The organism is Enterobacter sp. CPE_E863, assembly GCF_046521465.1.
In the GTDB taxonomy this organism is placed as follows: Bacteria; Pseudomonadota; Gammaproteobacteria; order Enterobacterales; family Enterobacteriaceae; genus Enterobacter; species Enterobacter adelaidei.
Map to the genome: position 1 here is coordinate 21,102 of NZ_JBKFZX010000003.1, position 19,527 is coordinate 40,628.

17 protein-coding genes are annotated in these 19,527 nt (G+C 55.8%); 7 read left to right on the top strand and 10 right to left on the bottom strand.

The annotated features are described in order from the left end of the window. Window positions 1-14 precede the first annotated feature (14 nt). Window positions 15-1,319 carry an inosine/guanosine kinase gene (locus ACLHV8_RS24055; RefSeq protein WP_128348585.1) on the top strand — a complete coding sequence of 435 codons (1,305 nt, stop codon included), beginning with the start codon at window positions 15-17 and terminating at the stop codon, window positions 1,317-1,319. Window positions 1,320-1,411: 92 nt separating this feature from the next. Here ACLHV8_RS24055 and ybaL read toward each other — a convergent pair whose 3' ends face one another. Continuing rightward, window positions 1,412-3,088 carry a YbaL family putative K(+) efflux transporter gene (ybaL, locus tag ACLHV8_RS24060; protein ID WP_208594352.1) on the bottom strand — a complete coding sequence of 559 codons (1,677 nt, stop codon included), beginning with the start codon at window positions 3,086-3,088 and terminating at the stop codon, window positions 1,412-1,414. A gap of 230 nt (window positions 3,089-3,318) precedes the next feature. After that, window positions 3,319-4,539 (bottom strand): MFS transporter, encoded by a 1,221-nt coding sequence (locus tag ACLHV8_RS24065; protein WP_028017600.1) that lies wholly within the window; start codon window positions 4,537-4,539, stop codon window positions 3,319-3,321. Between the two features lie 169 nt (window positions 4,540-4,708). Here ACLHV8_RS24065 and ushA point away from each other — a divergent pair, with 169 nt between their 5' ends. Continuing rightward, entirely contained in the window at window positions 4,709-6,361 is a 1,653-nt protein-coding gene (gene ushA / locus ACLHV8_RS24070) for a bifunctional UDP-sugar hydrolase/5'-nucleotidase UshA (RefSeq protein WP_208594351.1), read from the top strand. Between the two features lie 47 nt (window positions 6,362-6,408). On the opposite strand, the gene ybaK is transcribed toward ushA, so the two are convergent. The 3 genes from ybaK to copA form a co-directional block, all read right to left on the bottom strand. Further along, a complete protein-coding gene (gene ybaK / locus ACLHV8_RS24075) occupies window positions 6,409-6,888 on the bottom strand; it encodes a Cys-tRNA(Pro)/Cys-tRNA(Cys) deacylase YbaK (protein WP_028017598.1) in 480 nt (159 codons plus the stop codon). Window positions 6,889-7,087: 199 nt separating this feature from the next. Beyond that, window positions 7,088-7,882 (bottom strand): TraB/GumN family protein, encoded by a 795-nt coding sequence (locus ACLHV8_RS24080; RefSeq protein ID WP_208594350.1) that lies wholly within the window; start codon window positions 7,880-7,882, stop codon window positions 7,088-7,090. A 50-nt stretch (window positions 7,883-7,932) separates the two neighbouring features. Beyond that, window positions 7,933-10,431 (bottom strand): copper-exporting P-type ATPase CopA, encoded by a 2,499-nt coding sequence (copA, locus tag ACLHV8_RS24085; RefSeq protein ID WP_410376788.1) that lies wholly within the window; start codon window positions 10,429-10,431, stop codon window positions 7,933-7,935. 108 nt (window positions 10,432-10,539) lie between these two features. Here copA and cueR point away from each other — a divergent pair, with 108 nt between their 5' ends. Next, window positions 10,540-10,950 (top strand): Cu(I)-responsive transcriptional regulator, encoded by a 411-nt coding sequence (gene cueR, locus ACLHV8_RS24090; protein WP_028017595.1) that lies wholly within the window; start codon window positions 10,540-10,542, stop codon window positions 10,948-10,950. Here cueR and ACLHV8_RS24095 read toward each other — a convergent pair. Together ACLHV8_RS24095 and ACLHV8_RS24100 are read right to left on the bottom strand one after the other, a co-directional pair. Continuing rightward, the gene (locus ACLHV8_RS24095; protein ID WP_208594348.1) at window positions 10,947-11,399 is read right to left on the bottom strand and encodes an NfeD family protein; all 453 of its coding nucleotides are present in this window, start codon (window positions 11,397-11,399) and stop codon (window positions 10,947-10,949) included. The genes cueR and ACLHV8_RS24095 overlap by 4 nt on opposite strands. Then, a complete protein-coding gene (locus ACLHV8_RS24100; protein WP_024906863.1) occupies window positions 11,396-12,310 on the bottom strand; it encodes an SPFH domain-containing protein in 915 nt (304 codons plus the stop codon). Before ACLHV8_RS24100 ends, ACLHV8_RS24095 begins: the two co-directional genes overlap by 4 nt. Window positions 12,311-12,446: 136 nt before the next feature. Between ACLHV8_RS24100 and fetA the strand changes: the two genes are divergently transcribed. Together fetA and fetB are read left to right on the top strand one after the other, a co-directional pair. Further along, the gene (gene fetA, locus ACLHV8_RS24105) at window positions 12,447-13,118 is read left to right on the top strand and encodes an iron efflux ABC transporter ATP-binding subunit FetA (RefSeq protein WP_049007461.1); all 672 of its coding nucleotides are present in this window, start codon (window positions 12,447-12,449) and stop codon (window positions 13,116-13,118) included. Continuing rightward, entirely contained in the window at window positions 13,111-13,893 is a 783-nt protein-coding gene (fetB, locus tag ACLHV8_RS24110; RefSeq protein WP_208594347.1) for an iron efflux ABC transporter permease subunit FetB, read from the top strand. Before fetA ends, fetB begins: the two co-directional genes overlap by 8 nt. A gap of 51 nt (window positions 13,894-13,944) precedes the next feature. On the opposite strand, the gene ACLHV8_RS24115 is transcribed toward fetB, so the two are convergent. Genes ACLHV8_RS24115 through tesA form a run of 3 tightly spaced genes read right to left on the bottom strand, consistent with a single transcriptional unit; the run spans window position 13,945 to window position 16,280 of the window. Further along, entirely contained in the window at window positions 13,945-14,799 is an 855-nt protein-coding gene (locus ACLHV8_RS24115; protein ID WP_023293125.1) for a co-chaperone YbbN, read from the bottom strand. A 58-nt stretch (window positions 14,800-14,857) separates the two neighbouring features. Further along, complete coding sequence (locus ACLHV8_RS24120) at window positions 14,858-15,628, bottom strand: SDR family oxidoreductase (RefSeq protein ID WP_208594346.1); 771 nt, start codon at window positions 15,626-15,628, stop codon at window positions 14,858-14,860. 28 nt (window positions 15,629-15,656) lie between these two features. Next, a complete protein-coding gene (gene tesA, locus ACLHV8_RS24125; protein WP_028017590.1) occupies window positions 15,657-16,280 on the bottom strand; it encodes a multifunctional acyl-CoA thioesterase I/protease I/lysophospholipase L1 in 624 nt (207 codons plus the stop codon). Here tesA and ybbA point away from each other — a divergent pair. Next, complete coding sequence (ybbA, locus tag ACLHV8_RS24130; protein ID WP_208594345.1) at window positions 16,251-16,937, top strand: putative ABC transporter ATP-binding protein YbbA; 687 nt, start codon at window positions 16,251-16,253, stop codon at window positions 16,935-16,937. The genes tesA and ybbA overlap by 30 nt on opposite strands. Beyond that, window positions 16,934-19,348 (top strand): putative ABC transporter permease subunit YbbP, encoded by a 2,415-nt coding sequence (ybbP, locus tag ACLHV8_RS24135; RefSeq protein ID WP_208594344.1) that lies wholly within the window; start codon window positions 16,934-16,936, stop codon window positions 19,346-19,348. The genes ybbA and ybbP overlap by 4 nt, the downstream gene beginning before the upstream one ends. The last annotated feature ends 179 nt before the right edge of the window (window positions 19,349-19,527 follow it).

A 19,527-nucleotide genomic window follows, 5' to 3' on the forward strand; every position in this document is an offset into this window, starting at 1 on the left:
GTACAGTTCAGACCATGAAATTTCCCGGTAAACGCAAATCCAAACACTACTTTCCCGTTGATGCCCGCGATCCGCTCCTGCAGCAAATCCAGCCTGAGAATGAAACCAGTGCCGCATGGGTCGTTGGTATCGACCAGACGCTGGTGGACATTGAAGCGAAAGTGGATGATGCGTTTGTCGCCCGTTACGGTCTGAGCGCGGGGCACTCGCTGGTGATTGAGGACGACGTTGCCGAAGCGCTTTACCAGGAACTGGTGCGCGAAAACCTGATCACCCATCAGTTTGCCGGCGGTACCATCGGTAACACCATGCACAACTACTCCGTACTGGCTGATGACCGCTCGGTACTGTTGGGCGTAATGTGCAGCAATATCGAAATTGGAGGCTATGCCTACCGTTATCTGTGCAATACCTCAAGCCGTACCGATCTGAACTATCTCCAGGGGGTCGACGGGCCGATTGGCCGCTGCTTTACGCTGATCGGTGAGTCCGGCGAGCGTACCTTTGCCATCAGCCCGGGTCACATGAACAAACTGCGTGCCGAGAGCATCCCGGAAGAGGTGATTGCAGGCGCCTCGGCGCTGGTGCTGACCTCCTATCTGGTGCGCTGCAAACCGGGTGAGCCGATGCCGGACGCGACCATGAAAGCGATTGAGTACGCGAAGAAATACAATGTCCCCGTCGTTCTCACGCTGGGCACCAAATTCGTGATTGCCGACAATCCGGAGTGGTGGCAGGTGTTCCTGAAAGAGCACGTCTCGATTCTGGCGATGAACGAAGAAGAGGCGGAAGCGCTGACGGGCGAAAGCGATCCGCTGCTGGCGTCTGATAAAGCGCTGGAGTGGGTGGATCTGGTTCTCTGTACCGCAGGGCCGGTTGGGTTATACATGGCGGGCTTCACCGAAGAAGAGAGCAAGCGCAAAACCCAGCATCCATTGCTGCCTGGCGCGATCGCCGAGTTCAACCAGTACGAGTTCAGCCGTGGTATGCGTTTTAAAGACTGTGTTAATCCGCTGCGTATCTACTCGCACATCGCCCCGTATATGGGCGGGCCAGAGAAGATCATGAACACCAACGGTGCAGGTGATGGCGCGCTGGCCGCATTGCTCCATGACATCACCGCGAATGCTTACCATAAAACTAACGTCCCGAATTCCAGCAAGCACAAGTTCAACTGGCTGACCTATTCGTCGCTGGCGCAGGTGTGCAAATACGCTAACCGCGTGAGTTATCAGGTGCTTAATCAGCATTCCCCGCGCTTAACGCGTGGTCTGCCGGAAAGGGAAGACAGCCTGGAAGAGGCTTATTGGGATCGGTAAATGTAAAAAGGCAACGTAAGTTGCCTTTTTTAATGTTTGTTCCCTCTCCCCGTGGGAGAGGGCCAGGGTGAGGGCATCAGGCCGCACCAAACCTACCCCGTCACCGCCTCTTCAGCCGGCGGTTTCTCCAGTAGCGTCAGCATCGTATTCGCAATCTCGCGCTCGCCCATCACGACCTTATCCGCACCGCGCTCGGTAATGTACTCCACCTCATCGTCATAATGTGCCCGGGCGATAATCTCAATCGTCGGGCACTTCTCGCGCGCGGAAGCCACAATTTCACCCGCTTCATAGCCGTTTGGGATGGTCAGCAGCAGCCAGCGTGCGCAGTCCAGATGCGCCAGATTCATGATCTCTTCGTTTGCCGCATTGCCCAGCACCGCTCGGATACCGCGCTCACGCAGCTCGTCGACGCGGGTGCGTGACGTTTCAATCACTACCAGAGGGATCCCTTGCGCCATCAGTTTCTCACCGAGCAGGCTGCCTACGCGACCAAAACCAACCAGCAGGGCGTGATTACAAATATCTACCGGGATCTGCTTCTCTTCTTCGATAGCTTCTTCCAGCGTCTGTTCTTCAAGCGTTTCGGTTTTATCGAGGTATTTTTCCAGCAGTGCGAACAGGACTGGGTTCAGCATAATCGACAGGATTGCACCTGCCAGCACCAGGTTCTGCCCGGCTTGCGGTAGCAGGTTCAGCGCCATGCCCAGACCCGCCAGAATAAAGGCAAACTCACCAATTTGCGCCAGACTGGCGGCGATGGTCAGCGCCGTACGCGGGGAGTGGCCAAACATCCTTACCAGGAAGAAAGCCGCGAGCGACTTACCAAAGATAATAATCGCCAGCGTGCCCAGCACAGCCAGCGGCTGATGAATCAGGACCATCGGGTCAAACAGCATCCCGACGGAAACGAAGAACAGTACGGCGAAAGCATCACGTAGCGGCAGAGTGTCATGCGCCGCACGGTGGCTCAGCTCGGACTCGTTCAGCACCATCCCGGCGAAGAACGCGCCCAGGGCAAAGGAGACATCAAACAGCTCTACGGCACCAAAGGCGATACCCAGCGCCAGCGCCAGCACGGAGAGGGTAAACAGCTCGCGTGAGCCGGTTGCTGCGCTGCGGGACATGATCCACGGCACCAGACGGCGGCCCACCAGCATCATGATGGCGATAAACGCCACAACTTTACCGATGGTAATGCCCATATCCAGTGCCAGCGAGGCAAAGCCGACGTTGTCTTTTTCCATCATCCCGGCGACTGCGGGCAGCAGTACCAGCGTTAACACCATCACCAGGTCTTCAACAATCAACCAGCCTATCGCAATTTGTCCGCGCTGGCTGTCAATCAGCTGTCTCTCTTCAAGTGCGCGCAGCAACACCACGGTACTGGCGGTGGAAAGACACAGCCCAAAAACGATGCCGGTCATCAGCGACCAGCCAAGAATTGCTGAAAGCGCCATCCCCAGCAGCGTCGCTACCCCTATCTGGGCGATCGCTCCCGGTATGGCGATCGACTTTACCGCCATCAGGTCCTTCAGTGAAAAATGCAAACCGACGCCAAACATCAGCAGAATCACGCCTAATTCCGCCAGTTCAGGAGCCAGTTTGGTATCCGCAACGAAACCCGGCGTAAACGGTCCCGCCAGGACACCCGCTAACAAATAGCCGACAAGGGGAGAAATACGCAGTTTATTGGCAATCATGCCAAGGATAAAAGCGAGCACAAGGCCACCAACAATGGTGGTGATAAGCGGTGTGGCGTGATGCATTCCGTCTCCTTTCGTTGTGGGTGTTCCTTTTTGGCGCAAACCAAAAAAACCGAGTAATAGTTTATGACAATTTTTACTCTTATGTTTATGAATAATTGTTGAAATTTGAATAAAACAGCAATAAGCACGAAAAAAAGCGCATTTTGATAAATTCAGCAGGGGGAGGCAGAAGAAACCCTTATGGCATCAGGGTGTCAGGTAGCCAAAGTAAAACTTTGGCTACCTGTAATTTACGCTTTGTGACGGTTATCAGGCAGGAATATGGTCAACATCCCAAGAAGTGGCAGGAAAGCGCAGATTTTATAAACCAGGAAGATGCTGGTGTGATCCGCAACCATCCCTAACACCGCAGCACCAAGCCCACCCATGCCAAAGGCGAACCCGAAAAAGAGTCCGGAAACCATACCGATACGACCAGGTAACAGCTCTTGCGCATAGACAAGAATGGCGGAAAACGCGGAAGCGAGGATAAAACCAATAATCACGGTTAAAATTCCCGTCCATTCAAGGCTGGCGTACGGCAAAATAAGGGTAAACGGTGCCACGCCGAGAATAGAGCCCCAAATTACATATTTACGCCCAATCTTATCCCCCACAGGCCCGCCAATCACTGTCCCGGCAGCGACCGCAAACAGGAAGGCAAACAGGTGGATCTGCGCATTTTGTACCGATAATCCGAATTTTTGCATCAGATAAAAGGTGTAATAGCTGCTGATGCTCGCCATATAGAAATATTTCGAGAAAATCAGCACCAGCAGGACGGAAACCGCCAGGATAATCTTGTTACGCGGTAGAGGATTAATCACCTTCGCTTTAGGTTTACCCTTGTTCACCCGATGTTGAGCGGCATACCAGCGGCTGATCTGCGCCAGTACGATAATCGCCAGCAGTGCGGCTAGCACAAACCATGCCACGTTGCCTTTACCGTAAGGGGCAATAATCACCGCGGCCAATAGCGGGCCGAGAGAGCTACCAAAGTTACCGCCCACCTGGAAGAGTGACTGCGCCAGGCCGTGACGACCACCGGAGGCCATACGCGCCACGCGGGAGGATTCCGGGTGGAAGACCGACGAGCCGGTGCCCACCAGTGCGGCGGCGATTAACACCGCTTCAAAACTCCCAGCCATGGCCAGCAGTACCAGCCCGCTTAAGGTGAAACACATGCCAATCGGTAGCGACCATGGCATCGGGTATTTGTCCGTCCAGTAGCCCACTATTGGCTGCAGTAGCGAGGACGCGAGCTGGAAGGTCAGGGTGATCATCCCGATCTGCACGAAGGTTAAAGAGAACTCTGATTGCAGCAGCGGATAAATTGCCAGAATCAACGACTGGATCATATCGTTGAGCAGATGAGAAAGACTGATTGCACCTAAGACTTTAAAAGAGGTGCGCGATTTCGGCGGTGACGCCGGCACGCCCGGAACGGGCTGGGTTGATTCACTGATTGCCATAGAGAGAATTACCACGTCTTTAGTTATTAGAAATGCAGGATGTAATTATTATCCAACTAACATACCTGTCAGGGGCATTTGAAGAAAGTCGCAATTCTGAAAACTTATTTGTCTATTATTGTGAGTCATTGTAATTTTTGCCTTTGTCTATTGGTCAGGGAGAGAAAAGATGAAGTTAATGAAGCGGGGCGTCGCGCTGGCGCTTATCGCCGCATGGGGCCTGGTAAGCCTGCCCGCGCAGGCATACGAAAAAGATAAAACCTACAAAATCACCATTCTGCATACCAACGATCACCACGGGCATTTCTGGCGCAGTGAATACGGCGAATATGGTCTGGCGGCGCAAAAAACGCTGGTGGATGGTATTCGTAAAGAGGTGGCGGCTCAGGGCGGCAGCGTGCTGTTGCTGTCCGGGGGAGATATCAACACCGGGGTACCGGAATCCGATTTACAGGATGCCGAGCCCGATTTTCGCGGTATGAATCTGATTGGTTACGATGCGATGGCCGTCGGCAACCACGAGTTTGATAATCCACTAACGGTACTGCGCCAGCAGGAAAAACTGGCAAAATTCCCGTTCCTCTCCGCCAATATTTACCAGAAAAGTACCGGCGAACGCCTGTTTAAACCCTGGGCGTTGTTTAAGCGCCAGGACCTGAAAATCGCGGTGATTGGCCTAACCACTGACGATACGGCGAAAATTGGCAACCCGGAGTTCTTTACCGATATCGAATTCCGTAAACCGGCAGACGAAGCAAAGCTGGTTATTCAGGAATTACAGCAGAACGAAAAACCGGATGTGATTATTGCCACCACCCACATGGGGCACTATGACAATGGCGAGCACGGCTCTAATGCGCCAGGTGACGTGGAGATGGCGCGCAGCCTGCCGGCTGGCTCGCTGGCAATGATTGTGGGCGGTCACTCACAGGATCCGGTCTGCATGGCCTCCGAGAATAAAAAGCAGGTTGATTACGTGCCAGGCACGCCGTGTGCCCCAGACCGTCAGAACGGCATCTGGATTGTGCAGGCGCATGAGTGGGGCAAATACGTGGGCCGGGCGGATTTTGAGTTCCGTAACGGCGAGATGAAACTGGTGCATTACCAGCTCATCCCGGTCAACCTGAAGAAGAAAGTCACTTATCCTGACGGGAAAAGTGAGCGCGTACTTTACACCCCGGAGATTGCTGAAAACCAGCAGATGCTCTCCCTGCTGACGCCGTTCCAGAATAAAGGTAAGGCACAGCTGGATGTGAAGATTGGCACGCTCAATGGTCGTCTGGAAGGGGATCGTAGCAAAGTTCGCTTCGTGCAGACCAATATGGGGCATCTGGTGCTGGCAGCGCAAATGACGCGTACCGGCGCTGATTTTGGCGTAATGAGCGGCGGCGGTATTCGTGATTCCATCGAAGGTGGAAACATTACCTATAAAGACGTTCTGAAGGTGCAGCCGTTCGGTAACGTGGTGGTCTATGCGGACATGAGCGGGAAAGAGGTCATGGACTACCTGACCGCCGTGGCGCAGATGAAGCCGGATTCCGGTGCCTATCCGCAGTTTGCCAACGTGAGCTTTGTGGCGAAAGACGGCAAGCTTAACGATCTGAAGATCAAAGGCGAACCGGTTGATCCGGCTAAAACGTACCGTCTGGCGACGTTAAGCTTTAACGCCACCGGCGGTGACGGCTATCCGCATATTGATAACAAACCAGGCTATGTGAACACCGGTTTTATCGACGCGGAAGTGCTGAAGCAGTTCATCGAGCAAAACTCGCCGATTGATGTGAATGCATACGAGCCGAAGGGTGAGGTGAGCTGGCAGTAGTGCGGTTGTTTTGCCGGGTAGCGGCTGCGCCTTACCCGGCTTTTCTCTTACTCCCGGCGTGCAATATCCGCAAATTTCGCGTCCAGCATTTTCGCCAGATCGCCCGCCGCGAGTTCAATATCCAGCCCGCGTTTGCCGCCGGATATAAAGATGGTTTCAAACTCCTGTGAAGGCGCATCTATCAGCGTCGGCAGCCGTTTTTTCTGCCCGAGTGGGCTGATCCCGCCGACCAGGTAGCCCGTGGTGCGTTGCGCAACCATTGGGTCTGCCATATCCACTTTTTTCGCGCCCAGCGCTTTCGCCACTTTCTTCAAGTCAAGCTGCCCGGCGACGGGCGTAACCGCGACGGCGAGGTGCTTCATGTCGCCATTCACGGCGACCAGCAGCGTTTTATAGACCTGGTCAGCGTTCAGCCCCAGTTTGCGCACCACTTCATCACCAAAATTGGTTTCATTCGGATCGTGATCGTAGGTATGGATCCGGAAAGGAATTTTGTTTTTTTCGAGTAATTTAACGGCGGGAGTCATAGCTATCCTTCTTACGACAGACAATTCATGCTCACAGCATACGCCTGACGTTTGTCTAAAAAATAGCACCATCTTGCGCAATAGTATTGGCAGTGATGGTCACTTTGAGCGACAATCGGCTCAACCGAAGGTCTCCTTCGGCATAATAAAAACGATGAAATTCCTCTTTGACGGGCCAATAGAAATATTGGCCATTTTTTTATTTCAACAGTGACGGCAAATTCCCTTCTCCGTACAAATGTAATGCACCTACTGCGACAACGTAATGCCCGGCAGGTAAGGCATGCAGCGTCTGCCGCCAGGCTTTATTACGCGCATTCATCAGCACATCATACAGCGATTCGCTGAATGTAGACGGTAACGCCAGCTTACTGTCTGCGGGGGGAGCATCCAGCCACCAGCCGATCATGGTCTGCAGCAGGCGCGCGTTGGTGTGCCAGTGGGTCAGGGTATCATCCAGCAGCATCAGACCGTCGTCAGGCAGTTGTCGCAACAGCGCAATCTGGCTGTCCGTCCCTTCCAGTTCGATGATCGGCATCCTGCGTGCCCTTGCCATATTCAGTAACTGGTAATCAATGCCGTAATCACCGCGCAGACCCAGACGTTGCGCCTGCGTGGCCTGAAGCACCATGGCAATTTGCCAGAGCGGCAGAGCGTCGAGCATCGAGAGCGACACGCCCGTCTCATCCGCGACGCGCGTCAGTTCCGCGAGCAGATCATCATCCAGACGTTCTGCCAGGCTGAGAGTGCTCTCCAGACCGGCAAACGGTGATTCATGGCCCGAAATGTCCGCCTCAACAACCAGCGCATCGGCGCGCTTGAGAAGTTTTATCAGACCAGGAGGCAGGGGAGACATATCCTGCGTACCCATATGGATGCTGCCCACCAGGTGCAGGTGCTGGCCGCCAGGAAGCGAGATATCCAGACCGGGCCAGGCATAACGGCGGGGGAATAGGGCGCGAAACGATGTTTTTATACGATTAAACAGACTCATACGCGCTCCATGAACTGAAAGGTTCATGCTAGCGCGTACGAGAACAAGGTTCAATCTTTCGGTTTAAACCGCAACAGTCGGTTGGCGTTGCTCACCACGGTGATGGAGGAGAGCGCCATGGCTGCACCTGCGACCACCGGGTTCAGCAGCGTGCCGGTCAGCGGCCACAAAATCCCGGCGGCAATCGGAATGCCGAAACTGTTGTAGATAAATGCCCCCAGCAGGTTCTGCTTCATGTTGCGCAACGTGGCTTTTGAAATGGCCAGCGCATCAGCAACGCCCATCAGGCTATGGCGCATCAGCGTGATCGCTGCCGTCTCGATAGCGACATCGCTCCCGCCTCCCATGGCGATACCGACATCCGCCTGGGCCAGCGCAGGGGCATCGTTGATGCCGTCGCCGACCATTGCCACCTGACGCCCCTGGCTTTGCAGTTTCTTGATTGCGTCAGCTTTACCGTCCGGCAGTACGCCAGCAATGACCTCATCAATACCGGCTTCTTTCGCGATGGCGTTGGCGGTGGTCGGGTTATCCCCGGTCAGCATGACCAGGCGATAACCCGCGCGGTGCAGGCGTTTTAAGGCATCCACACTGTCCTGGCGAAGCGGATCGCGCACGGCCAGCAGCGCGGCGGCTTTGCCATCCACCGCCAGCAGAACCGGCGTGGCGCCCTGAGACGCCTGCGCCTTCAACTCGCTTTCCAGCTCGGCAGTATCAATACCGTTTTCATTGAGCAATGCCTGGTTGCCCAGCAGCAGCGCGTGGCCTTCTGCTTCACCGCTGACGCCGAGCCCGCGCAGGGTGCGGAAATTGCTCACCTGCGGCAGGCTGGCATTCCCGGCTTTCTCAATAATCGCGCGAGCCAGAGGATGGCTGGAGCCTTGCTCAAGCGCGGCAGCAAGACGCAGTGCGTCATTTTTTGTCAGGCCTGTCGTATTCACGGCCACAACCTGCGGTTTGCCTTCGGTCAGCGTGCCGGTTTTATCAAACACCAGCGTGTCGAGCGTACTGGCCCGCTGCAGTGCATCCGCATCCCGCACCAGCACGCCAAACTCGGCGGCGCGGCCTACGCCGGAGATAATCGACATCGGTGTGGCAAGACCGAGTGCGCAAGGACAGGCGATGATCAGCACCGTGGTGGCGATCACCAGGGTATAAACAATCTGCGGTGCGGGGCCGAAAAAGTACCAGATAGCCGCGCTCAGCAGGGCAATACCGACCACGACCGGAACAAAAACGGCTGAGATTTTATCCGCAAGCTGGCCAATTTCCGGCTTGCTGCTCTGCGCCTGGCGCACCATGCGGATAATGCGTGACAGGGTGGTGTGGCTGCCGACGGCGCTGGCGGTGAACAGCACGCTGCCGTCCTGTACCACCGTACCGGCATGAACGGCGTCACCGTGGGATTTCTGCTGAGGGATAGGCTCGCCGGTCAGCATCGCTTCATCCAGCCAGGCTTCGCCCTGGGATATCTTACCGTCAACGGGCACGCGGTCGCCCGTGGTCAGTCGCAGCGTCATGCCGGGCTGAACCTCGGCCAGCGGAACGCTCTTTTCACCGTCCTCTGTGACCACGCGCGCGGTTGGCGGCGTTAAATCAAGTAATCTTTCCAGCGCTTTTGAGGAACGCTGACGCGCGCGGGCTTCCAGCATATGGCCCAGGTTAATCAGGCCGATAATCATCGCGCTCGCTTCATAATAGAGATGTCGCGCCTCCATCGGGAACCACTGGGGCCAGACGTTCACGCTCATCGAATATAGCCACGCCGTGCCGGTGCCGAGCGCTACCAGCGTATCCATTGTCGCCGTGCGGTTTTTCAGGCTCTTCCAGGCGCTGGTATAAAAATGTCCGCCTGCAACGATCATCACCCCAAGGGTGATCAAACCGATCGCCAGCCACAGCGTGCGGTTGTCGTCGGTGACCATCATGTTGTCGCCGAGCATGCCCCACACCATCACCGGAACCCCGACCAGCAGGGCAACTATTGCCTGCCAGCGGAAGCGTTTCATGGTGGCAACCGCCGTTTCCTGCTGACGTTCACGACGCTTTGCATCGTCTTCGATGGCTTCAGCGCCGTAGCCTGCTTTCTCAACGGCCTGCACTAAATCTGCGGCGGAGGCACTGCCCATCACCAGCGCGGTGCGCTCCGCAAGATTGACCCGTGCCTGCGCGACGCCCGGTACGGCCTGTAAGGCGTTTTGTACCCGGGAGACGCAGCTGGCGCAGCTCATGCCGTTGATCAGCAGCTGTTGGCTGTCATCAATATCATCAGCTACCGGAAGCTCAGGAGTGGCCGCTGTCAGTGCTTCCGACGGGGATGATGACTCTGCCAGCGGTTTAGCCTTTGGGTGGCTCAGCTCCGCCCCGTAACCGGCCTGCTTGATGGTATCAATCAGCGCATCCGCGCTGGCGCTACCGGTTACGGCGGCATGATCGATGGTAACTTCAGCACTTTCAACGTCAGGACGCTGTTCCAGACTTTCTTTAACGCGTTTGACACAGTGGCCGCAGGAGAGGCCGTCCAATGTCAGGTCAATAGTGTGAGACATAACAAAACTCCCGTATAATGATCTGGTCAGTTGTTGACCAACATAACGCTTTTGGCTAACTGTTATGAAGGTTAAACCTTCCATCAAGGGGAAGGTCAAGGGGGAAATGTGAATATCAGTGATGTTGCGAAAAAAACCGGCTTAACCAGCAAAGCGATTCGCTTTTATGAAGAGAAAGGGCTGGTGACACCGCCGCTGCGCAGCGAAAACGGCTACCGCAGTTACACGCAACTGCATCTTGACGAACTGACGCTGCTGCGTCAGGCAAGACAGGTCGGTTTTAATCTGGAAGAGTGTGGCGAGCTGGTGAATCTGTTTAACGATCCGAAGCGTCACAGCGCTGATGTGAAAAATCGCACGCTGGAAAAGGTGGCTGAGATTGAACGCCACATCACCGAGTTACAGGCGATGCGCAAACAGCTGCTGGCGCTGGCGGAATCATGTCCGGGAGATGACAGCGCCGATTGCCCGATCATAGATAATCTTGCTGGCTGCTGCCATCGTAAGGCATCTGTTTAACAGGCTTTAACCCGCAGAGTTATTCCTTCTACCGCAACGACCTCAACCCGCGTTCCGGCGCTGAGGTCATCGTCGGCCACGACAGGCCACGAACTGTCGCCCACGCGCATATGTCCACGCCCGTTCACCAGCGCGGTGTCGAGCGTAAAACGCTGGCCGACAATCTGCTGCCCGCGCTGATTAAGGTGCGCATCTAACGGTTTCTGCTCGTTAACCCGTCGGTTAAGCCAGCGCCACCACAGCCATGCAGCCACCAGTGTCAGTACGGCAAACAACGCACCTTGCCACGCCCAGTCGAGCGGCAGAAGCCACACGAGCAGCCCGGTAATGACGGCGGCGACACCGCTCCAGAGCAGGTAGCCGTTGCCGCCCAGCATCTCAGCGGCCAGCAATAACCCCCCGAGGCTTAGCCAGAAAGCGTGAGGATATGCGGCAATAAGCTCAATCATTTTTTACGCTCGTTTCCGCTGTCTTTGATCAGTTCAGCGATCCCGGCAATAGAGCCCATGAGACTGCTGGCATCCAGCGGCATCATGACCACTTTGCTGTTGTTTGCTGAGCCGATCTGTTTCAGCGCGTCGGTATATTTTTGCGCGACAAAGTAGTTCACGGCCTGGATATCACCAGCGGCAATCGCCTCTGACACCATCTGGGTGGCACGAGCTTCCGCTTCGGCCGAACGTTCACGCGCTTCCGCCTGGAGGAACGCAGACTGGCGATCGCCCTCGGCTTTGAGGATCTGCGACTGTTTTTCCCCTTCCGCTTTGAGGATCTCGGCCTGACGTACCCCTTCGGCTTCAAGAATATAGGCACGTTTGGTTCGCTCGGCCTTCATCTGGGCGTTCATGGAGGCGATCAGTTCAGCCGGCGGGCGAACGTCGCGGATCTCAATACGGGTGACTTTGATCCCCCACGGATTCGTCGCTTCATCGACAATGTGCAGCAGTCGGGTATTGATGCTGTCTCGCTGTGAGAGCATCTCATCCAGCTCCATCGAACCCAGTACGGTACGGATATTGGTCATCGTCAGGTTAACGATAGCCAGCTCCAGATTGCTCACCTCATAGGCCGCTTTTGGCGCATCAATTACCTGAATAAAACAGACGGCATCAATGGTGACATTGGCGTTATCCTTAGAGATCACTTCCTGAGAAGGAATATCCAGCACCTGTTCCATCATGTTGATCTTACGACCAATTCTGTCCATGAAAGGGACAATCAGGCTTAAACCAGGTTGTAATGTGTTGGTGTAACGTCCGAAACGCTCGACTGTCCACTGGTAACCCTGCGGGACAATTTTGACGCCAGCGCCGACAATAACCAGCGCAACGAAAATAAGGACAGGAACAACGATGAGCATAAAAACCTCCTGTTTTGCATGCTGTGGCGGAAACCGTATGGCTGTTTGTTGACCCTAAGTATACGAGGAAAGTCGCCATACAATCACTAATCGCCGTAGACTACTGCTAATTATTGGGATGAAGGCAGGAAATAACATGAAGGATAACAGCGCGATTTTAACAATCGCGGATGTAGGCTACCGTGTGGGTGAAACCACTATTCTGAATAATGTCAGCTTTACCGTTTCGCCGGGGGAGTTTCGTTTGATCACCGGGCCATCGGGCTGCGGGAAAAGTACGCTGCTAAAAATCATTGCCTCGCTGCTCAGCCCGACCTCAGGCAAGATTTTTTTTGAGGGGAAGGATATTGCAACGCTCTCTCCTGAGGCGTATCGCCAGCAGGTCTCATACTCGGTACAAACGCCCACGCTCTTCGGCGATACGGTGTATGACAACCTGATTTTTCCCTGGAAAATTCGCAATAAGACGCCCGATCCTGAGCGGTTATCGGCCGATCTGGAACGTTTTGGCTTGCCGCAGGAGACGCTGACCAAAGCCGTGAGTGAGTTGTCGGGTGGAGAAAAGCAACGCGTCTCGCTGATCCGTAATCTGCAATTTTTACCCAGGGTGCTGTTGCTGGACGAAATCACCAGCGCGCTGGATGAGGCCAATAAGCGCAACGTTAACGACATCATTCATCATTACGCCAGCAAGCAGAATGTTGCCGTGCTGTGGGTGACGCACGACGCTAACGAAATAACCCATGCGGATGACGTGATTACGCTCCAGCCGCACGGTGGGAAAATGCAGGAGGCTAACCGTGGGTGAGCATAATATTACCAATGAATCCCTGGCGTTTTCGATGGTGCTGGTGCTGATTGCGATTGTGGTCAGCTACCGGGAAAAGCTGGGGCTGGAAAAAGATATTCTGTGGAGTATCTGCCGGGCGGTTATTCAGCTGATTATTGTCGGCTATGTGCTGAAGTATATTTTCAACGTCAACCACGCCGTGCTGACGCTGCTGATGGTGCTTTTTATCTGCTTTAACGCAGCGTGGAATGCGCAAAAACGCAGTAAGTACATTGATAAGGCCTTTATCTCGTCGTTTATTGCCATAACGACCGGGACGGCGCTCACGCTGGCAGTGCTGGTGCTCTCTGGTTCAATTGTGTTTACGCCAATGCAGGTCATCCCCATTTCCGGAATGATCGCCGGAAACGCGATGGTTGCCGTGGGGCTGTGTTACAACAATCTGGGCCAACGGTTCAGCAGTGAACAGCAGCAGTTGCAGGAGAAGTTAAGCCTGGGGGCAACGCCTAAAATGGCCTCGGCGCGGCTGATCCGTGAGAGCATCCGTTCATCGCTGATCCCGACGGTGGATTCTGCCAAAACGGTGGGACTGGTGAGCCTGCCGGGTATGATGTCGGGGCTGATTTTTGCCGGTATCGATCCGGTAAAAGCGATTAAGTATCAGATTATGGTAACGTTTATGCTGCTCTCAACGGCGAGCCTGTCAACCATCATTGCCTGTTACCTGACCTACCGGAAGTTCTATAACGCGCGCCACCAGCTGGTGGTGACGCAGTTGAAAAAGACGGGGTAATATCGGCTTTTGTCGGCCCGGTAAGGCGAAGCCGCCCCCGGGCAAAGTGCATCAATACAGCAGCGCGTAAAGCTGACGACGATACTTCGACGCCAGCGCGTCGCCGGTGCCCAACGCGGCCAGAATTTCCTGGAACATCTTACGCGCCTGGCCGTCTGCGGCAGCCAGATCTTTTTGCAGATGGCTAAACAGCAGCTCCAGTGCTTCTTCGTTACGCCCTACCTGATGCAGCTGCAGCGCCAGCTGGCTTGCCAACGCGGCATCGGCCGGGTTGTCAGCTACCTGCTGTTGCAGCTGCTGAATTTCCGGGGTGTCTGCCGCCTGCTTCAGCAGCTCAATTTGCGCGACCAGCCCCTGGTAACGGGTGTCCTGATCCTGAAGTGGAACCGTCTTCAGCACGGCTTCTGCGTCTTCTGAGCGGTGTAGTGCAATCTGCGTTTCCGCCAGCAGCAGACCAATCTGGCTGTTTTGCTTCGACAACTGCCATGCCTCTTTGAGCAGCGGCAGCGCCTCGTCATATTTGCCTTCCTGCATTAGCGCCATGCCTTCCTGCGCTTTCAGCTCTTCTTCACGCGGCAGGACTTTATCCAGCAGAGCGCGAATAGCCTCTTCCGGCTGCGGCCCCTGGAAACCATCAACAGGCTGACCGTTCTGGAAAAGATAGACGGTTGGAATCGCGCGCAGACCAAACTGAGATGCCACCATTGGCTCGGCGTCACAATCCAGTTTGGCGAGAATGAACTGGCCGTTGTACTGTGCGGCAAGGCTTTCCAGTACCGGCGTCAGCTGCAGGCAGTGCTGGCTTCGCTCAGACCAGAAGTAGAACAGCACCGGTTTGGTCATTGACTGTTCGAGGGTCTGTTGCAGGTTTGCTTCAGTAATATTGACGATATTCTGTACGGACATGCGGCTTTCTCTTTTGTCGGTTTGTTCTTTACATGGGGGTGAGCGTCGTTGCTTCAACTCAACCGTGTAAAATTTTGTCCATCATCCGGCCCGGCAGCAGGCGTTTTAACCAGCCTACGGCATGGGTGACCAGCGTCACCGGATAGCGAATTTTTGGATTTTCACTCTCAAAAGCATGGCGCACTTTCGCGACAACCGCTTCCGGCCCGAGGGTAAAACGTGCGGCGATGCCAGGGTTTTCGACCGGTTTGTCCGCCTGCGTCTGGTTGACGTTTTCGGTAAAGCGGGTGCGGATGGGGCCGGGTTCAATCAGGCTGACCTTAATGCCGCTGTGACGCAACTCCATGCGCAGGGCGTCAGACCAGGCCTCCAGCGCATATTTGCTGGCGGCGTAGGCGCCGCGGCCTGGGGTGGAGATCAGGCCCATCACCGAGGAGGTCATCACGATACGTCCTTCACCGTGCGGCAGCATGGCGGGGAGCAGGCGCATAGTCAGTTGATGCACGCCGAAGAAGTTGGTCGAAAACTGTTTTTCCAGCGTTTCGCGGGAGAGCGTATCCAGCGGGCCATACACGCCGTAGCCGGCATTGTTAAAGAGCCCGTACAGACGATTATCGGTCAGCGCGATCACTTCATCGGCGGCGCGTTCAACGCTCTCCGGCGAGTCCATATCCAGCAGCACGCCGGTAAACCCCATCCCGTTCATGCGTTCGACATCGTCGGGTTTACGGCAGGCTGCCAGGACCCGAAATCCCTGGCGCTTTAATTCGAGCGCGCTTTCAAGGCCAATTCCACTGGAACATCCTGTAATTAAGACCGATTTTTGCATAACTTTACCTGTCAGGATCTCCGCTTAATCAGGAGTCATGTTTAACTAAAGGGGCCAGCCGCGTTGCCATCCAGTCGGCAATAAACGGCTGAGCATCGCGATTGGGATGGATCCCATCGTCTTGCATCCATTGGGGTTTGAGATAGACCTCTTCCATGAAAAATGGCAGCAGCGGAATATCAAACTCTTTGGCAAGCTTTGGGTAGATCGCGCTAAAGGCCTCATTATACCGACGACCGTAGTTAGCGGGCAGGCGAATTTGCATCAGCAGCGGCTGGGCGTTTGCCGCCTTGATATCCTGCAGAATGGTGCGCAGCGTCTGTTCTGTTTGCTGAGGCTGAAAACCGCGCAGGCCATCATTGCCGCCAAGCTCAACCAGCACCCAGCGCGGCTGATGCTGTTTGAGTAAGGCAGGCAGCCGCGACAAGCCCTGCTGCGAGGTATCGCCGCTGATGCTGGCATTGATCACCGGCGTTGTGCTCTGCCATTTATCATTGAGCAAAGCAGGCCAGGCCGCGCTGGCGGCCATGCGATAGCCTGCACTCAGGCTGTCGCCGAGAACCAGTAACGTGTCCGCTGCCGCCGCGCGGAAGGTCATCAGAATCAAAAACAGGAAGGGCAAATGCCAGCGGAAAACAGTGTTGAAGTTCATCGTCTTAAGAAATCCGTCGGTCAGGGGGAACACGAGCTTTCCATCCTTACTGGAGTTGAACTCGTTGTCAAACGCGCTGAAACCATCGCGCTGATTGGCGAATCCGGTTCCGGTAAGTCTACGCTGCTGGCAATTTTGGCGGGTCTGGACGACGGAAGCAGCGGAGGGGTCCACCTTGTCGGGCAACCGCTGCATCAGCTTGATGAAGAGGCGCGCGCTGCGCTGCGTGCGCGACACATCGGTTTTGTTTTTCAGTCCTTTATGCTTATCCCGACGCTGAACGCGCTGGAAAACGTCGAACTCCCGGCGCTTCTGCGCGGCGAAAATAGCCGTGAAAGCCGCGCGCATGCAAAGGCCTTACTGGAGCAACTGGGGTTGGGCAAACGCCTCGACCATCTTCCGGCACAGCTTTCCGGCGGGGAGCAACAGCGCGTGGCGCTGGCGCGCGCGTTTAACGGTCGTCCGGAGGTACTGTTCGCTGATGAGCCTACCGGTAACCTTGACCGTAAAACCGGGGACAAGATTGCTGACCTGCTGTTTTCGCTCAACCGTGAACATGGCACTACGCTGATCCTCGTGACCCACGACCCGCAACTTGCCGCCCGCTGTGACCGTCGTCTGCGGCTGGTCAACGGTGTTCTTCAGGAGGAAGCATGATTGCCCGCTGGTTCTGGCGCGAGTGGCGCTCGCCCTCGCTGCTGATAGTCTGGCTGGCCTTAAGCCTGGCGGTAGCGTGCGTGCTGGCGCTCGGCAGCGTCAGCGACCGCATGGAGAAAGGGCTCAGTCAGCAAAGCCGGGAGTTTATGGCGGGAGACAGGGCGCTACAAAGTTCACGCGGGGTTCCGCCGGGCTGGATTGATGAAGCGCGCAAGCGGGGGCTCAAGGTCGGGGAGCAGATAAGCTTCCAGACCATGACCTTCGCGGGCGAAACGCCGCAGCTGGCAAGCGTCAAAGCCGTCGATGACATCTACCCGATGTATGGCGAACTGCAAACCAGCCCACCAGGGTTGAAACCCAAACCCGGCACGGTGCTGCTAGCGCCGCGCCTGATGGCGCTGTTGAACCTGAATACGGGCGACAGCATTGATGTCGGTGATGCTACGCTGAAAATTGCCGGGGAAGTGGTTCAGGAACCTGACTCCGGGTTTAATCCGTTCCAGCTCGCGCCGCGATTACTGATGAACACCGCCGATGTGGCGAAAACCAATGCCGTACAGCCGGGTAGCCGCGTCACCTGGCGCTATAAGTTTGGCGGCACGCCTGCCCAGCTTGACGCGTATGAAAAATGGCTTCTGCCGCAGTTAAAACCGGAACACCGCTGGTACGGGCTGGAGCAGGACGAGGGAGCGCTCGGTAAGTCCCTCGAGCGTTCTCAGCAGTTCCTGCTGCTTTCGGCCCTGTTAACGCTATTGCTGGCAGTGGCGGCAGTTGCCGTCGCAATGGGGCACTACTGCCGCAGCCGTTACGATCTGGTGGCGGTTCTCAAAACGCTGGGTGCGGGCAGGGTGCAGTTGCGTAAGCTGATTGTCGGCCAGTGGCTGATGCTGCTGCTTTTCTCGGCCTTCACCGGCGGGGTAATGGGGCTACTGTTCGAAAAACTGCTGATGGTGATGCTGAAACCGGTGCTCCCGGCAGCATTGCCGCCGGCCAGCCTCTGGCCGTGGCTGTGGGCGATGGGCGCGATGACGGTAATTTCGGTGCTGGTGGGGCTCCGTTCGTACCGGCTGTTGATTGCGACGCAGCCGCTGCGTGTTTTACGCCGTGACGTCGTGGCAAACGTCTGGCCGCTGAAGTTCTATCTTCCTGTGATAATCGCGGTGGCGGTTGGGCTGCTGACCTGGCTGATGGGGGGCAGCACTCTGCTTTGGGCAGTACTGTCCGGGGCGGTTGTTCTGGCGCTGCTGTGCGGCGTACTGGGCTGGATACTGCTCAATATTCTGAAAAAAATCACGGTAAAATCGCTTCCCGTGCGGCTGGCAGTGAACCGTCTGCTGCATCAGCCCTGGTCCACGCTCAGCCAGCTTTCGGCGTTTTCGCTGTCGTTTATGCTGTTGGCACTTCTGCTGGTGCTGCGAGGCGATCTGCTGGATCGCTGGCAGCAGCAGCTTCCGCCGGAAAGCCCAAACTATTTCCTGATCAATATCGCGCCTGAGCAGGTCACGCCGCTGAAGGGATTTCTGTCGGAGCATCACATTATCCCCGAGTCGTTCTACCCCATCGTTCGCGCGCGGCTGACGCAGATCAACGGTCAGTCAACGGAAGGGAACAAGGACGAGTCGCTTAACCGCGAGCTGAACCTGACCTGGCAGGAAAAACGCCCCGATCATAACCCCATTACCGCCGGAACCTGGCCGCCGAAAGTGGGGGAAGTGTCGATGGAAGAGGGGCTGGCGAAGCGTCTGAGCGTTAAGCTGGGAGACAGCGTCACGTTTACCGGGGATACGCAGGATTTTACCGCGAAAGTCACCAGCCTGCGTAAGGTGGACTGGGAAAGCCTTCGGCCCAACTTCTTCTTTATCTTCCCGCCGGGGGCGCTGGACGGGCAGCCACAGAGTTGGCTGACCAGCTTCCGCTGGGAAAACGGCAACGGCATGCTGACCCAGCTTAACCGGGAGTTTCCGACGGTCAGCCTGCTGGATATTGGGGCGATCCTGAAGCAGGTGGGACAGGTGCTGGAGCAGGTGAGCCGCGCACTGGAGGTGATGGTGGTGCTGGTTACGATCTGTGGCGTGCTGTTGCTGCTGGCCCAGGTACAGGTGGGGATGCGCCAGCGCCATCAGGAGCTGGTGGTTTACCGCACGCTGGGGGCCGGTAAGCGGCTGCTGCGGGCGACGCTCTGGAGTGAATTCGCACTGCTGGGGCTGGTGGCAGGTCTGGTCGCGGCCATTGGTGCAGAGACGGCGCTGGCTGTCCTGCAGACAAAGGTCTTCGACTTCCCATGGGAGCCTGACTGGCGTCTTTGGCTGACATTGCCTCTCTTTGGTGCGGTACTGCTTTCCCTCTGTGGAGGCTGGCTCGGTACACGCTTGTTAAAGGGCAAAGCCCTGTTCCGCCAGTTTGAGAGTTGATTCAATGTGGTGATAATTACGCACCGGTTTTTATATCGGTGCGTAGTAATTTAATGGCACAAAAAGATAATACCCACTCATTTAGTAGCACAAAACATTAAAAAACCGTCCACACAGACTGATTATTTCTAGTTAATATTCACCCGCTAAATATTTAGCAGCGTGTCTATTAAGGAAAA

What these genes read in the sequence shown, in the direction of transcription:
- ACLHV8_RS24055 (WP_128348585.1), top strand. Translation starts at nt 15, where the DNA reads ATGAAATTTCCCGGTAAACGCAAATCCAAACACTACTTTCCCGTTGAT.
- ybaL (WP_208594352.1), bottom strand. Translation starts at nt 3,088, where the DNA reads ATGCATCACGCCACACCGCTTATCACCACCATTGTTGGTGGCCTTGTG.
- ACLHV8_RS24065 (WP_028017600.1), bottom strand. Translation starts at nt 4,539, where the DNA reads ATGGCAATCAGTGAATCAACCCAGCCCGTTCCGGGCGTGCCGGCGTCA.
- ushA (WP_208594351.1), top strand. Translation starts at nt 4,709, where the DNA reads ATGAAGTTAATGAAGCGGGGCGTCGCGCTGGCGCTTATCGCCGCATGG.
- ybaK (WP_028017598.1), bottom strand. Translation starts at nt 6,888, where the DNA reads ATGACTCCCGCCGTTAAATTACTCGAAAAAAACAAAATTCCTTTCCGG.
- ACLHV8_RS24080 (WP_208594350.1), bottom strand. Translation starts at nt 7,882, where the DNA reads ATGAGTCTGTTTAATCGTATAAAAACATCGTTTCGCGCCCTATTCCCC.
- copA (WP_410376788.1), bottom strand. Translation starts at nt 10,431, where the DNA reads ATGTCTCACACTATTGACCTGACATTGGACGGCCTCTCCTGCGGCCAC.
- ACLHV8_RS24095 (WP_208594348.1), bottom strand. Translation starts at nt 11,399, where the DNA reads ATGATTGAGCTTATTGCCGCATATCCTCACGCTTTCTGGCTAAGCCTC.
- ACLHV8_RS24100 (WP_024906863.1), bottom strand. Translation starts at nt 12,310, where the DNA reads ATGCTCATCGTTGTTCCTGTCCTTATTTTCGTTGCGCTGGTTATTGTC.
- fetA (WP_049007461.1), top strand. Translation starts at nt 12,447, where the DNA reads ATGAAGGATAACAGCGCGATTTTAACAATCGCGGATGTAGGCTACCGT.
- ACLHV8_RS24115 (WP_023293125.1), bottom strand. Translation starts at nt 14,799, where the DNA reads ATGTCCGTACAGAATATCGTCAATATTACTGAAGCAAACCTGCAACAG.
- ACLHV8_RS24120 (WP_208594346.1), bottom strand. Translation starts at nt 15,628, where the DNA reads ATGCAAAAATCGGTCTTAATTACAGGATGTTCCAGTGGAATTGGCCTT.
- ybbA (WP_208594345.1), top strand. Translation starts at nt 16,251, where the DNA reads ATGCCAGCGGAAAACAGTGTTGAAGTTCATCGTCTTAAGAAATCCGTC.
- tesA (WP_028017590.1), bottom strand. Translation starts at nt 16,280, where the DNA reads ATGAACTTCAACACTGTTTTCCGCTGGCATTTGCCCTTCCTGTTTTTG.
- ybbP (WP_208594344.1), top strand. Translation starts at nt 16,934, where the DNA reads ATGATTGCCCGCTGGTTCTGGCGCGAGTGGCGCTCGCCCTCGCTGCTG.